Raw genomic sequence first — 13478 nt, forward strand, 5'->3', positions numbered from 1 at the left:
TTTTCCGTGCCGGGGCGGTCGTAGGGGACGACATCGTCGACACACCCAGGAAAAGGACCCGACCGCCATGACCGCACCCGTGAAGGGCCCCGCGAGTTACTTCCCGTCGATCGAGAAGAAGTACGGCCGCCCCATAGCGGAGTGGAAGGACCTGATCCGCTCCTCGCCGCTGACCAAGCACATGGAGCTGGTGAACTGGCTGAAGGCCGAGCACGGCCTGGGGCACGGCCACGCCAACGCACTCGTGGCGCACACGCTCGCCGAGAACGCCGGCGCGTAGCGGCGCGCGGACGGGGGAGGGCGCCCGTCGGACGTGCGTCGTAGAACGGCGGCGTACGGGGCGGCACCGTCAAACGGCGGCGTCCACCCCGTTTACAAGCCGGTCTTTCCGCGCTACCTTCCGCCTCAGGTGGAGTGGGAGCGCTCCCATCTCGGCGGACCGGAACCCGCCCGGGAGTGCTCCCCCTCCACCCATCCCTCCCGGCCGGTCCGGGGCACCCCCTCTCCGCACCACACCGGTGCTCCCGCCGCCGTACCCCCCCTGTACCCGCACGCCGGTCCGTACACGGAAGGACGGACTCCGCCATGAGTCATGTCATGATCACGACATGTACCACCCGCTCGGGATCACGCACCAGAGCCCTCTTCCTCGTCCTCCTCTCCCTCCTCGCCGTCGTCCCCGCCCTCGGCCTGATCGTCGTCACCACCGGCGGTGAGGCCGAGGCCCACGGCACCCCCATGAAGCCCGCCAGCCGCACCTTCCTGTGCTGGCAGGACGGGCTGACCGACACCGGTGAGATCAAACCGGTCAACCCGGCCTGTGCCAACGCCCAGCAGGTCAGCGGCACCACGCCGTTCTACAACTGGTTCTCGGTGCTGCGCTCCGACGGCGCCGGCCGCACCCGCGGCTTCGTGCCCGACGGGCAGCTGTGCAGCGGCGGCAACACCAACTTCACCGGCTTCGACGCCGCCCGCGACGACTGGCCGCTCACCCACCTCACCTCGGGCGCGACGGTCGACTTCTCCTACAACGCCTGGGCCGCGCACCCGGGCTGGTTCTACGTCTACGTCACGAAGGACGGCTTCGACCCGACCCAGACCCTCACCTGGGACGCGATGGAGGACCAGCCGTTCCTCACCGTCGACCACCCGCCGCTCAACGGCACCCCGGGCACGGTCGAGGCCAACTACTCCTGGAGCGGACAGCTCCCGGCGAACAAGTCGGGCCGCCACATCATCTACATGGTCTGGCAGCGCTCGGACAGCGCGGAGACCTTCTACTCCTGCTCCGACGTCGTCTTCGACGGCGGCGACGGCGAGGTCACGGGCATCCACGAGCCGGGCGACCCGGCCGAGCCCGTGCCCGGCACCTGCACGGCGACCCGCGCGACGACGGGCTCGTGGACCGGCGGCTACCAGTCCCAGGTGACCGTCACCAACTCCGGCGACGTCCCGATGCTCGGCTGGATGGTCGACTGGACCCTGCCGGCCGGCCAGACGGTCGCCAGCCTGTGGAGCGGCAACGCCACCTACGACGGCCAGGCGGTGATGGTCCACAACGCCGACTGGAACGGCTCGCTCAGTCCGGGCCAGAGCACGACCTTCGGATACGTCGTCTCCGGCACCGGCGGCGACAGCGCCACGACCCTTCCCTGCCGGGTCGGCTGACCGGCGGCCGTACGGTCGACCGGCGGCCGTACGGTCGACGCGACCGGCGACCACCGCCGGCACGGACCCGGTGGGCACATGAGCCGCGTGCCCACCGGGTCCGGTGGCGCGTACGGCAGGACCGGCCAATGGGGCCGGTGGCGCGTACGGCAGGACCGGCCGATGGGTCCGGTGGCGCGTACGGCAGGACCGGGCGGACCGGCGGCCGTGCGCGGACCAGCCGACACCCGGAAACCGGCGCGGCTCCGAACCGGCCCGGTTCCGGACCGGCCCGGCTACGGACCGGCCCGGCTACGGACCGGCACGGTTCCGGACCGGCGCGGCTACGGGGACCGCACCGATCAGGCGGTCCCCGTGGCCGGCTCCCGCCCCAGTACCCCCGCCAGCCAGCCCAGTTGCCGCCGCACCTGCTCGGCCTCGCCCCCCTCGTGCCCGTTGTACGGGTACGCGTGCATCTCCTTGCGCACGCCGTCCCCCGCGCCGCCGCCCGTCTCCCCGTACCGGTTGAAGGCCGCGTACGTGCCGCTCGGCGGGCACACCGTGTCGCGCAGGCCGGTGCCGAAGTGGGCCGGGGCGTGGGCGCGGCGGGCGAAGGAGACGCCCTCGACGTAGGAGAGCGTGCGGTACGCGGCCCGTTCCCGGCCCCGGTGGACGGAGAGGTACGCGGCGATCTCGCCGTAGGGGCCCGCGTCGGTGAGGTCCAGGGCGCGGCGGATGCCGCACAGCAGCGGGGCGGTGACCAGCGCGGCCGCCAGCCCGGGGACCAGGCCCGCGACGGCCAGGGCGAGACCGCCGCCCTGACTGTTGCCGACGGCGGCGATCCGCGTCCCGTCCACGCCGGGCAGCGACCGCACCGCCGCCACCGCCCGCACGGCGTCCGTGATCAGACGCCGGTAGTGGTAGTCGTGCGGGGCGAGGAGGCCGCGGACGGCCGGGCCGGGGCCACCGGGCGCGACGGCGTGCGGATCGGCGGTGGCGCCGCCGTTGCCGTACTGGTCGCCCTGGCCGCGGTTGTCCATCAGCAGATGCGCGTACCCGGCGTTCACCCAGGTCAGCCGCTCGTGGGGGAGGCCGCGGCCCCGGCCGTAGCCGACGTACTCCACCACGGCGGGCAGGGGGCCGTCCGCGTCGGCCGGCCGGCTGAACCAGGCACGCACCGGGTCGCCGGCGAAGCCGCGGAAGGTCACGTCCCAGGTGCGGGTCAGGCGCAGGCCGGTCTCCACGGGCGCCACGGACACCAACGGCTCGTGCCGGGACGCCTCCTGGAGCGTGTCGCTCCAGAACACGTCGAAATCGGCGGGTTCTCCGAGCGCCGGACGGTACTGCTCCAGCTCCCCGGGCGGCAGGTCGAACGCGGGCACGGTGACACCTCGCAGGAGTCGGTGGCAGGGGGGAAACTTGCGGAGACGGCGGGCGCGGACTCCCGGGTTCTACCCCGCCGTCAGAGCGTTCCAACGCCGCGCCCGTGTCTCGGATGATCCCCGCACGCCCATTGACACCGCTTTCTGGGTGCCCCTAAGTTGCCGCGAAGTTACCGGTAACGATCTCGAAAGTTTCGGTACCGCGTCCCCCACGGGAGGCCCGAGCATGAGCACCTCCACCACGCCGGCACCACCCCCCGGCACCCAGGACCCACCACCCCCCGACCGGCCCCCCCGCCCCGCACGCCCCACCGCGCGCACCGGCCTGCGGCGGGCGCTGCGCCGCGACTGGCAGCTGTACTCGCTGGCCGTCCTGCCCCTGCTGTTCTTCCTCGTCTTCCGCTACCTGCCGATGATCGGCAACGTGATCGCCTTCCGCCGCTTCGAGCCGGGCGGGTCGATCCTGGGCGAGCAGTGGGTGGGCCTGCGGTACGTGGAGATGTTCCTGTCCGACCCGACCTTCTGGCAGGTCTTCCGCAACACGCTCTGGCTGGGCGCGCTGACCCTGGTGTTCTGCTTCCCGGTGCCGATCGTGCTGGCGCTGCTGCTCAACGAGGTGCGCCGCACGGCGCTGAAGCGGTTCGTGCAGTCGGTGTCGTACCTGCCGCACTTCCTGTCGATCGTGATCGTCGCGGGCATCACGATGCAGATGCTCGCCACCGACGGGCCGGTCAACCACGTCCTCGGCTGGTTCGGCCACGACCCGGTGCGGTTCATCCAGGAACCCGAGTGGTTCCGCACGGTCTACGTCGGCTCCGAGATCTGGCAGACCGCGGGCTGGGGCACGATCCTCTACCTGGCGGCGCTCACCACGATCGACGACGACCTCTACGAGGCCGCCCGTATCGACGGCGCCAACCGCTGGCAGCAGATCTGGCACGTCACCCTGCCCGGCATCCGCCCCACCATGATCACGCTGCTGATCCTGAACATCGGCACCTTCATGGCCGTCGGCTTCGAGAAGATCCTGCTGCTGTACAACCCGCTGACCTATCCGACGGCCGACGTGGTCTCCACCTACCTCTACCGGACCGGCGTGGAGTCCAACAGCTTCAGCTACGCCGCCGCAATCGGCCTGTTCGAGGCGGTCATCGGGCTGGTGCTGATCACCTCCGCGAACCAGCTGTCGCGCCGCACGGTGGGGACGAGCCTGTGGTGAGCGTCGATCGGCCGACCCGCGGTTACCGGATCTTCCAAGGCGTCAACGGCGTGATCCTCGGCCTCGTCGTGCTGGTGACCCTCTATCCCTTCGCCACCATCGTCGCCCGCTCCTTCAGCGGCGAACGGCAGATCCGGGCCGGTGAGGTGACGCTGTGGCCCAAGGGATTCGACCTCACCACCTACGACATCGTCCTCAGGGACACGATGTTCTGGCGCAACTACGGCAACACGGTGCTCTACACGGTGGTCTCCACCGCCGTCGCCATGACCCTGACGACCTGTTACGCCTACGTCCTGTCGAAGAAGAACCTCAAGGGGCGAGGCGTCCTCGTCGGCGTAGCCGTGTTCACCATGTTCTTCTCCGGCGGACTGATCCCCCACTACGTGCTGATCACCAGCCTCGGGCTGAAGAACTCCGTGTGGGCGATCGCTCTGCCGAACGCGATCAGCGTCTTCAACCTGCTGGTGATGAAGGCGTTCTTCGAGAGCCTGCCGGCCGAGCTGGAGGAGGCCGCGGAGATCGACGGCCTGAGTACGTACGGCATCCTGCTCAGGATCGTGCTGCCGCTGTCCAAGGCGGTCATCGCGACGATGGTGCTGTTCTACTCGGTGTCCTTCTGGAACTCCTGGTTCTCGGCCTTCCTCTACATGGACAGCGCCGACCTGATGCCGGTCACGGTCTATCTGCGCAACCTCATCGCGGGCGCCACCGGCGCCACCGGCGCCGGCGCCACCACCGAGCAGGGCACCCAGGTCGCGGCGAACATCCAGGCGGTCACCATCGTGCTGACGTCGCTTCCCATCCTCTGCGTGTACCCGTTCGTCCAGCGCTGGTTCGTCTCGGGCGTGATGCTCGGCGCGGTCAAGGGCTGACGGTTCCGCATCCGACGTACGGACCCAAGGGAGTATCCGTGAAGAACGCGGCACAGAAGAAGGCGGAGCGGAAGAACCGCGGACAGCTGTCGCGGCGGCAGGTCCTGGCCGCCGCCGGCTTCATCGGCCTCGCCGGCCTGACCGGCTGCGGCAGCGGCGACGACGGAGGGGGCTCCAAGGACCTCTCCAAGAAGCGGAACGGCGCGATGAAGGAGTACCGGGCCGGCCAGCAGTTCAAGGCGGCCGGGGCGCTGTCCTTCTCGGTCCTGCACAACGACAACCCGGGCTACCCGATGAAGAAGGACTGGCTGTTCTGGAAGGAGCTCACCCGGCGCACCGGCGTCACGTTCAAGCCGGTGTCGGTGCCGTTGAGCGACTACGAGAAGAAGCGCAGCCTGCTCATCGGCGCGGGCGACGCCCCCTTCCTGATCCCGAAGACGTACCACCCGTCGGAGGTCGCGTTCGTGGCGTCCGGCGCGATCCTCCCGGTCAGCGACTACACGCACCTGATGCCCCACTTCCTCGACAAGGTGAAGAAGTGGGGTCTGGAGCCCGAGCTCGACTCCATCCGCCAGTCCGACGGCAAGTACTACCTCCTGCCCGGCCTGCACGAGAAGGTCAAGTCCGGCTACTCGCTGTCCCTGCGCACCGACGTCCTCGACCGGCTCGGCCTGGCCCTGCCCACCACCTGGGACGAGGTGTACACCGTCCTCAAGGCGATCAGAGAGGAGTACCCCGACCGCTACCCCTTCACCGACCGCTGGAGCACCAACACGCCCTACCCCGCCGCCGCCCTCTTCAGCTACCTCGGGCAGGCGTACGGAGTCCGGGCGGGCTGGAGCTACGACAACATCAGCTGGGACGACCCGGCGGGCGAGTTCGTCTTCACCGGCGCCACGGACGGCTGGCGCGAGATGCTCACGTACCTGAGGAAGCTGGTCGCCGAGAAGCTCGTGGACCCCGAGAGCTTCACCCAGACCGACGACGACGCGGTGAAGAAGCTGCTGTCCGAGAAGGCCTTCGCGATCAGCGCCAACCCCCAGGAACTGGTGCAGAACTACCGCTACAACCTCGGACAACAGGTCCAGGGCGCGACGATCGAGATGATCCCGGTACCGCTCGGCCCGGCCGGCCCGGTGGTGATCGGCGGCGCCCGGCTGGAGAACGGCGTGATGGTCTCCGACAAGGCGCTCGACAGCGACAGCTTCGTCGCGATGATGCAGTTCGTGGACTGGCTGTGGTACTCCGACGAGGGCCAGCGGTTCGCCAAGTGGGGCGTCGAGGGCGTCACCTACACCCGCTCCGGCGACCGGTACACGCTCAAGGACGGCATCAGCCTCATGGGCTCCGACCCCGACGCCCCGAAGGACCTCCAGAAGGACTACGGCTTCTTCAACGGCGTCTTCACCTACGGCGGCAGCTGGGCCCTGGTCTCCTCCTCCTTCAGCGCCGACGAGAAGGCGTTCCAGGACGCCATGGCCCAGCGCGAGCAGCTGCCCATCGGCCCCGCCCACCCGCTCCAGTCGGTGGAGCAGGAGCAGGCCACCCTGTGGGACACCCCGCTGCGGGACCACGTCACCCAGAACGCGCTCAAGTTCGCCCTCGGCAAGCGCCCCCTGTCCGAGTGGGACGCGTACGTCGGTGAGCTGAAGGCGAAGAACATGGACCAGCTCGTCGCCCTGCACAACAAGGCGCGCGAGCGCTACGCGAAGGAGAACGGGTGATCCGCGTCCCCGCGGAGGCCACCGGCCGGCTCTCCGACGCCTGGCGGACCTGCGTGGGCACCGGCCGGACCGACCTCGCCCTGCGCCGCGACCACCAGGACTCCCTCGCCCTCCTCCAGCGCGAGATCGGCTTCCGGCACATCCGGGGCCACGGCCTGTTCAGCGACGGCATGGGCGTGTACCGGCCCTACGAGCACCAGGGCGCCCGCCGGGTCCACCACGCCTTCACCTACGTCGACCAGGTCGTCGACACCTACCTCGCCCTCGGCATCCGCCCCTTCCTCGAACTCGGCTTCATGCCGACGGAGCTGGCCTCCGGGGAGCGGACGGTGTTCTGGTGGGGCGGCAACGTCACCCCGCCCCGCTCCCACCGGGAGTGGGCCGACCTGGTCCGCGCCACCCTCACCCACCTCGTCGACCGCTACGGCCTCGACGAGGTCCGCACCTGGCCGATCGAGGTGTGGAACGAGCCCAACCTGCCCGACTTCTGGCAGGACGCGGACGAGAAGGCGTACCACCGGCTGTACGAGGTGACCGCGCACACGGTGAAGGAGGTGGACGCGGGCCTCCAGGTCGGCGGGCCCGCGATCTCCCCGGGCGCCGACGAGTGGCTGGTCCGGTTCGCCGGGTTCGCCGAGGAACGCGCGGTCCCCCTCGACTTCGTCTCCCGGCACGCCTACACCTCCGGGCCCGCCCAGCACGTGCCCTTCGGCGTCCACCAGACGCTCGGCCCGGCGAGCGGCCTGCTGGAGCAGTTCGCCACCCCGCGCCGACAGCTCCGCGACACCCCGTACGCCGCACTGCCCGTCCACATCACCGAGTTCAACTCCTCCTACCGCCCCGACAACCCGGTCCACGACACCGCGTTCCACGCCGCCTACCTGGCCCCGGTTCTCGCCGCGGGCGGCGACCTGGCCGACTCGTTCTCCTACTGGACCGGCAGCGACATGTTCGAGGAGACCGGCGTCCCCACCGCCCTCTTCCACGGCGGCTTCGGCCTGCTCACCCACCGCCAGGTGCGGAAACCGACGTACCACCTGTACGCGTTCATGGCCCGGACCGGCCCCGAGCTGCTCGCCCGCGGCGACGACCACCTCGTCACCCGCCACCCCGACGGCCGGGTCGCCGTCCTGGCCTGGGCGCCCGTCGACCCGACCGGCGCCACCCCCGGCCCCGACCGCCACGACCTGCACCTGTCCGTCCCCCTCGCGGCCCGCGGCGAGGCCTTCGTCCGCCGGTCCACCGTGGACGAGGAACACGGCAACGCCCACACCGCCTGGCGGCACATGGGCAGCCCGCGCTCGCCGGGCCCCGGGCAGCTGGACGTCCTGCACGAGGCCGCCGAGCCCGCCCGCAGCCACCGCCGCCTCCCCCTCCACGAGGGCCGCGCCGACCTGCGCCTCACCCTCGCCCGCCACGAGATCACCCTCGTCGAGCTCACCCCCCTCACCGACGAGACCCCACCCTGGTGGGACGACCACCGGCTGCTCGGCCGGGAGGCCCCATGAGCACCGTACGCCCCGCTGACGTCGGCTCCGGGTCCCGTTCCCGCGCCGCGGCCCCCGGTTCCGGGTCCCGTTCCCGCGCCGCGGCCCCCGGTTCCGGGTCCCGTTCCCGCGCCGCGGACGTCGGTTCCGGGTCCCGTTCCCGCGCCGCGGACGTCGGTTCCGGGTCCCGTTCCCGCGCCGCGGACCTCGGCTCCGGACCCCTCTCCCGCGCCGCCGCCCTCGTGCACACCCTGCTCACCGTCGAGGTCCTGCTCCTGGCCACCGCCGCCCCCGGTCTCGCGGTCCTGCTGCTGCTCGGCCCCGACCCCGCCAACCTGCCCCTCGCCGCCGTCTGCCTGCTGCCGCTCGGCCCGGCCGTCTCGGCCGCCGTGTACGCCCTGCACCACCGCGGGCGCGACCTCACCGACCTGCACCCGGCCCGCGTCTACCGGCGCGGCCTGCGCCTCAACGCCCTCCCCGCGCTGAAGCTGTGGACGCCGCTGCTGGCCTGGCTGACGGTGATCGCCTTCACCCTCACCCACTTCGCCGCCACCGGCCTGCCCCGCTGGTGGGCCGCGCTCCTCGGGGCGGTCGGCGCCGGCGCCCTGCTGTGGGGCGCCCACGCCCTCCTGCTCACCTCCCTCTTCGCCTTCCGCGCCCGCGACACCGCCCGCCTCGCCGCGTACTTCCTGTTCCGGCACGGCCGGGCGACCCTCGCCGCCGCCTCCCTGCTCGTCCTGACCGGCGCGCTGACCGCCCTGCTGACCGAGGCCCTGCCCGCCCTCCTCGCCGCCCCGCTGCTGCTCTCCCTGCTCCGATCGAGCAGCCCGGTGATCGCCGAGACCCAGGAGGACTTCACCGCATGACCACCCCCGCCGCCGGAAACCCCGGCAACCGCCCGCACCCCGGCAACCTCCCCCGCACCGCCAAGATCGCCTACGGCGGTGACTACAACCCCGAACAGTGGCCGGACGACGTGTGGGACGACGACCACCGCCTGTTCACGCGGGCCGGCGTCGACGCGCTCACCGTCGGCGTCTTCTCCTGGTCGCTCACCGAGCCCGCCGAGGGCGCGTACGACTTCACCGTCCTGGACCGGATCCTCGACCGTGCCGCGGCCGAGGGCCGCCGCGCCGTCCTCGCCACCGGCACCGCCGCCGTACCGCCCTGGCTCGCCACGAAGTACCCCGAGGTCAACCGCACCGACTTCGAAGGCCGCCGGCACCGCTACGGCCAGCGCCACAACTTCTGCCCGAGCTCACCGGCGTACCGCCGTCTGTCGACGGCGCTCGCCGGCCGGCTCGCCGAACGATACGCCGGCCACCCCGCGCTGCTCGCCTGGCACATCAACAACGAGTACGGCGGTGCCTGCTACTGCGACCTGTGCGCCGAGGCCTTCCGCGCCTGGCTGCGCGCGCGGCACGGCACGCTCGACGGCCTCAACGACGCCTGGTGGACCACCTTCTGGTCGCACCGCTACACGGACTGGGACCAGATCGAGCCGCCGAGCGCCCTCACCGAGCACTGGCGCGGCCCCGACCACACCGCCTTCCAGGGCGTCACCCTCGACTACCAGCGCTTCATGACCGACGCCCTGCTCGGCTGCTTCACCGCCGAGAAGGAGGCGATCCGCGCCCACGACCCCGCCACCCCCGTCACCACCAACTTCATGGGCGCCTACCGGCCGCTCGACTACCACCGCTGGGCCCCCCACCTCGACTTCGCGTCCTGGGACAGCTATCCGCCCCTGGGCGCCCCGCCCTCCCGGCCGGCCCTCGGCCACGACCTGATGCGCGGCCTGAAGGACGGCGCCCCCTTCTGGCTGATGGAGCAGACCCCGTCCACCACCGCCTGCCACGACGTGAACCCGCTGCGCCGCCCGGGCGAGCTGCGCCTGGCCACCTGGCAGGCGATCGCCCACGGAGCCGACGCCACCCTCTACTTCCAGATGCGGGCCTCGCGCGGCGCCTGCGAGAAGTACTTCGGCGCGGTGATCGGGCACGCGGGCCGCGACGACACCCGCGTCTTCCGGGAGGTCGCCGCCCTGGGCGAGGAGCTGACCGCCCTCGGCGACGCCACCCTGGGCGCCCGCACCCCCGCCCGGACCGCGCTGCTGTTCGACTGGGACAGCTGGTGGGCGCTGGAGATCTCCGACGGCCCCTCCCGGCTGGTCCGCTACCCGGACGTCGTCCACGCCTACTACCGGGCCGCCCGCGAGGCCGGCGCCGACGTGGACGTCGTCCCCGTCACCGCCGATCTGACCGGCTACGACGTGGTCCTCGTCCCCGTCCTCCACCTGGTCAAGGGCGATCTCGCCGACCGTCTGGAGGAGCTGACCCGACGCGGCGGCACCGTCCTCGCGACGTTCCTCACCGGCCGCTCCGACGAGCACGACCGGGCGTTCCTCAGCGACGTGCCGGGACCGCTGGCCGGCCTGCTGGGCATCCGCGTCGACGAGTGGGACGCCCGCCCCGAGGACGTCGTCCAGCCCGTCACCATCGGCGCGTCGCGCCACGAGGCCCGGCTCGTCTTCGAGATCGTCCAGCCGCGCGGCGCGGAACCGGTCGGCACGTACGGCGCCGACTTCTACGCCGGCACCCCGGCCGTCACCCGCCACCGCTTCGGCGAGGGAGAGGCCTGGTACGTGGCCACCGCCCTGGACCGGCCCGGCGTCGACGACGTCGTCCGCCGGGTGCTGGCCCGTCACGGTCTGATCGGCCCCTACGCGGACCGGCCCGCCGTCGAGACCGCCCACCGGGTCACCCCCGACGGCACACGCCTGCTCTTCCTCCTCAACCACGCCCCGGAGCCGGCCCCCCTCACCGCGCACACCGACGCCACCGACCTGCTCACGGGCAAGCGGATCGAGCGGGGCGCCCCCCTCACCCTCGACCCGCTCGGCGTGGCCGTCCTCCGGCTTCAGTAGACGGTCCGCCCCCGCTCGTCCGGCACCCCCGACTTGCGCAGGAAGTAGCTGTTCACCTGGTCCCGCCACTCCCGGGCGCTCCGCAGCTGCTCCGCGTACCGCTCCGCCACGCGCGCGTGGCGGGCCGGTGCCACCAGGTCCGCGAGGCCCTCCCACACCCGGAGGGCCTCCTCCGTCTCCTCGACGCCCTCGAAGTGGCTGTCGTAGATGTGCTGGATCACCGTCTTCCCGCTGTGCAGGACGTGCTCGTAGGGGACGTGGTGGAAGAACAGCAGCAGCTCGTCGGGGCACGAGCCGGGGGACTCGTAGACCTCGGCCCACGGCTTGCCGTACTGGGCGGCGTACCCGGTGCCGGTGGCGGCGCTGCGGTCGACGCCGACGCCGTCGCGGTCGGCGAAGTGGTAGGTGCCCCAGGGGCTGTACTCGTAGCCGTCGACGCTCGGCCCGTAGTGGTGTCCGGGCTGCACCATGAACCCGACGCCGAGCGGCGCGGTGTACTTCTCGTACGTCCGCCACGAGCCGTGCAGCACCGCGCGCAGGCCGGTGATCAGGCGCTCGGGGGCGGACAGGAAGGTGAGGCCGATCCACTCGTCGAGGATGCGCCGGGGGTCGTCGTCCGGCCGCCAGGCGAGGCGCCCGAAGGTGTACAGGTTCGCCTGGGCCAGCGGATGGCCGGTCCAGAACGGGTCGTCGCCCACGTTGGACACCGCGACGAGTCCGCCCCGCGCCACCTCCCCGACGCATCCCCCGGCGTCACCGCCCGGCCGGAACCGCAGCGCCTCGCTCCACATCGGGCCCAGCCAGCACACGTGCCGCTGCTGCCCGGTGTACTCCTGCGTGGCCTGCACCTCCACCGCGAGCCGGGTGCGCGGCATCGCCCCGAGCACCGGGGAGACCGGCTCGCGCACCTGGAAGTCCATCGGCCCGTGCTTCACCTGGAGCACCGCGTTGTCCGCGAACTCCCCGTCCAGCGGCGCGAAATGGTCGTACGCGGCGCGCGCCCGGTCCGTCGTGCGGTCCCGCCAGTCCTGCCGGTGGTCGTAGACGAACGCGCGCCAGTGGACCGTGCCGCCGTGCGGGGCGAGCGCGGCGGCCAGCGCATCGGCGCCGTCCGCGTGCGAACGGCCGTAAGCGAACGGTCCCGGCTGGCCCTCCGAGTCGGCCTTCACCACGAACCCGCCGAAGTCCGGGATCGCCGCGTACACCCGCGCGGCCGCGTCGGCCCACCAGGCCCGCACGGACGCGTCCAGCGGATCCGCCGTGGCCAGCCCTCCGAGCACCACCGGCGCGGCGAAGGTGACCGACAGATGCGTGCGGACGCCGTACGGGCGCAGCGCCGCCGCGAGGTCGGCGACCTCACCGAGCCGGTCGGTCAGCAGCCGCGCCTCGGTCGCGTGCACGTTGACGTTGTTGACGGAGACGGCGTTGATCCCGCAGGCGGCGAGCAGCCGCCCGTACGCCCGGACGCGCTCCGGCTCCCCCCGCGCCCTCCCGTCCCGCCAGAACAGCGAACCGCCCGCGTAGCCGCGCTCCACCTGGCCCATGACCGGGTGCACGGCGACGTTGTCCCAGTGGTCCAGCATCCGCAGCGCCACCGCCGGCCGGTGCACCTCGCGCGGCCGCTCGCCCCGGAAGGCGTCCTCGCCGAGCCGCACCACGTGGAACAGGCCGTACAGCAGACCCCGCGGGCCGGACGCGGTGACCGTGGTGGTGCCGGCGGACCGCTCGCAGGCGAACCCCTCGTCGCCCAGGTCCTCCGGGCCGTCGGTCCGGCACAGCACGAGGTCGTACGGGGCGGCCGTGCCGTCGTCGTCCCGTACGACCTCTCCGCCGAACCGGCGGCAGGCGTCCGACACTTCCCCGTGCACCGTCTCCACGAGCGGCCCCGAGCCGCGGATCCGCGTCCGCCGGGCGCCCAGCGGCCGGAAGGCCTCCGGAGGCAGCCAGGCGGGGTCGATTCCCTCGGGCAGGACGGGCACGGGCACGGGAAGCGGCATGAACCCTCCGGTGACGGGGCGATCGCCGTGCCGGTCCCGCGCGCGGCGCCGCCGTTGCTGACAGGGCGCCTGATCATTATGGAACAGATGTGCAGGACGGGTCAGTGGGCGGACGCCGTCGGTTGCACGTCATCCGGCACCGGATTGCCGATCTGCTTGTATTTCCGGGAGGTCTCAACTCGGAAAAGACCCACGGCCATCCCTGTATCCGATCTTGCCCC

At 72.1% G+C, this 13478-nt stretch carries 10 protein-coding genes; 8 read left to right on the top strand and 2 right to left on the bottom strand.

Annotated features, from left to right (window positions below; translation table 11 throughout):
• The first annotated feature begins 67 nt into the window (after nt 1–67).
• A complete protein-coding gene (locus ACIP67_RS18880; RefSeq protein WP_401692970.1) occupies nt 68–280 on the top strand; it encodes a DUF4287 domain-containing protein in 213 nt (70 codons plus the stop codon).
• Nucleotides 281–597: 317 nt separating this feature from the next.
• Nucleotides 598–1668: a lytic polysaccharide monooxygenase gene (locus tag ACIP67_RS18885; RefSeq protein WP_401692971.1), complete on the top strand. Its 1071-nt coding sequence runs from the start codon at nt 598–600 to the stop codon at nt 1666–1668.
• 341 nt (nt 1669–2009) lie between these two features.
• On the opposite strand, the gene ACIP67_RS18890 is transcribed toward ACIP67_RS18885, so the two are convergent.
• Entirely contained in the window at nt 2010–3029 is a 1020-nt protein-coding gene (locus ACIP67_RS18890; RefSeq protein ID WP_401692973.1) for an acetylxylan esterase, read from the bottom strand.
• Nucleotides 3030–3255: 226 nt separating this feature from the next.
• Between ACIP67_RS18890 and ACIP67_RS18895 the strand changes: the two genes are divergently transcribed.
• From ACIP67_RS18895 to ACIP67_RS18920, 6 genes are read left to right on the top strand one after another with little or no spacing between them, the layout of a single operon-like run.
• Nucleotides 3256–4248: an ABC transporter permease gene (locus ACIP67_RS18895; RefSeq protein WP_401692974.1), complete on the top strand. Its 993-nt coding sequence runs from the start codon at nt 3256–3258 to the stop codon at nt 4246–4248.
• Nucleotides 4242–5123, top strand: coding sequence for a carbohydrate ABC transporter permease (locus tag ACIP67_RS18900; RefSeq protein WP_401692976.1), 882 nt, complete (start codon nt 4242–4244; stop codon nt 5121–5123). The genes ACIP67_RS18895 and ACIP67_RS18900 overlap by 7 nt, the downstream gene beginning before the upstream one ends.
• A gap of 38 nt (nt 5124–5161) precedes the next feature.
• Nucleotides 5162–6847, top strand: coding sequence for an extracellular solute-binding protein (locus ACIP67_RS18905; RefSeq protein WP_401692978.1), 1686 nt, complete (start codon nt 5162–5164; stop codon nt 6845–6847).
• The gene (locus tag ACIP67_RS18910) at nt 6844–8355 is read left to right on the top strand and encodes a xylan 1,4-beta-xylosidase (protein ID WP_401692980.1); all 1512 of its coding nucleotides are present in this window, start codon (nt 6844–6846) and stop codon (nt 8353–8355) included. Before ACIP67_RS18905 ends, ACIP67_RS18910 begins: the two co-directional genes overlap by 4 nt.
• The gene (locus tag ACIP67_RS18915) at nt 8352–9200 is read left to right on the top strand and encodes a hypothetical protein (RefSeq protein WP_401692981.1); all 849 of its coding nucleotides are present in this window, start codon (nt 8352–8354) and stop codon (nt 9198–9200) included. The genes ACIP67_RS18910 and ACIP67_RS18915 overlap by 4 nt, the downstream gene beginning before the upstream one ends.
• Nucleotides 9197–11260 carry a beta-galactosidase gene (locus tag ACIP67_RS18920; protein ID WP_401692983.1) on the top strand — a complete coding sequence of 688 codons (2064 nt, stop codon included), beginning with the start codon at nt 9197–9199 and terminating at the stop codon, nt 11258–11260. Before ACIP67_RS18915 ends, ACIP67_RS18920 begins: the two co-directional genes overlap by 4 nt.
• On the opposite strand, the gene ACIP67_RS18925 is transcribed toward ACIP67_RS18920, so the two are convergent.
• A complete protein-coding gene (locus ACIP67_RS18925; protein WP_401692984.1) occupies nt 11254–13257 on the bottom strand; it encodes an alpha-glucuronidase in 2004 nt (667 codons plus the stop codon). The two genes, ACIP67_RS18920 and ACIP67_RS18925, sit on opposite strands and share 7 nt — an antisense overlap.
• Nucleotides 13258–13478: the final 221 nt, after the last annotated feature.

Origin of the sequence: Streptomyces sp. NPDC088812 (assembly GCF_044750285.1) — a bacterium.
GTDB lineage: Bacteria > Actinomycetota > Actinomycetes > Streptomycetales > Streptomycetaceae > Streptomyces.

Coding starts and splice junctions, on each gene's coding strand:
- ACIP67_RS18880 (WP_401692970.1), top strand. CDS start 68: ATGACCGCACCCGTGAAGGGCCCCGCGAGTTACTTCCCGTCGATCGAG.
- ACIP67_RS18885 (WP_401692971.1), top strand. CDS start 598: ATGATCACGACATGTACCACCCGCTCGGGATCACGCACCAGAGCCCTC.
- ACIP67_RS18895 (WP_401692974.1), top strand. CDS start 3,256: ATGAGCACCTCCACCACGCCGGCACCACCCCCCGGCACCCAGGACCCA.
- ACIP67_RS18915 (WP_401692981.1), top strand. CDS start 8,352: ATGAGCACCGTACGCCCCGCTGACGTCGGCTCCGGGTCCCGTTCCCGC.
- ACIP67_RS18920 (WP_401692983.1), top strand. CDS start 9,197: ATGACCACCCCCGCCGCCGGAAACCCCGGCAACCGCCCGCACCCCGGC.
- ACIP67_RS18925 (WP_401692984.1), bottom strand. CDS start 13,257: ATGCCGCTTCCCGTGCCCGTGCCCGTCCTGCCCGAGGGAATCGACCCC.